This is a genomic window from Sunxiuqinia sp. A32 (genome assembly GCF_052690465.1).
In genome coordinates this window covers 1-710 of the sequence record NZ_JBQYLI010000045.1, presented here as the reverse complement: position 1 = coordinate 710, position 710 = coordinate 1, and the positions used below count along the sequence as shown (strand labels likewise).

General features: G+C 40.6%; 1 protein-coding gene. It reads left to right on the top strand.

Annotated features, from left to right (window positions below; genetic code table 11):
* On the top strand, positions 1–710 hold a 710-nt coding region (locus ACUNWD_RS20760), incomplete at both ends, for a hypothetical protein (RefSeq protein WP_445589787.1).

The following is a 710-nucleotide window of genomic DNA, read 5'->3' as shown; positions in this document are numbered from 1 at the left end:
TTAAGAGCTAACTTACAGAACATCATAGAGAAAGAACAAGAACAGGAAGAATCCGCAGAATTTGAATACGTAGAAAATCAATACTTCAACTTCGATCTTTCAGAAGAACTTTCATCTTTCAAAGAAATTTCATCACCGGTCAATATCAACGATTTAATCAATATCAGCGAAAGCCTGCCAAAAATACACCTGGCACAGCACAATGTTGCTGCCAAAGAGAATATCCACCACTTCTACAAAGAACAAAATCAGCAGTCTGCTACCCCTGAAGAAGAAGAATTTGAGCTTAGTGCACAAGATGAAGCCATGTTCTCTGAAATACACGATGCGCTGAAAGAAAAGGATATCATTGATTTAAGGGCTAATCTGCAACAAGTGGCAGCAAGTATCCCTGCACACGAAAGGTCTACAGCCGAAATCGATCAATTTATCAACGATGAGCTTGAAGGTATCGAACTTACCAGCTTCGAAGAAGAACTGGAAATGAATGCCAACCTTGCAAAAGACATCGAACTTTACCAGGACATTGATCGTGCAGCAGCTGAAAATGACATCATGGACTTGCGTGCTAACCTGCACCACATCCAGAAAACAGAATCATCCACCTCTCGAAAAATCGAAGAAATAGACCAGTATCTGAACGACGAGCTTTCTGAAGAAGAACTGGCATCTTTCGAAACAGAATTAACAAACAACCCTGATTTGGCAGC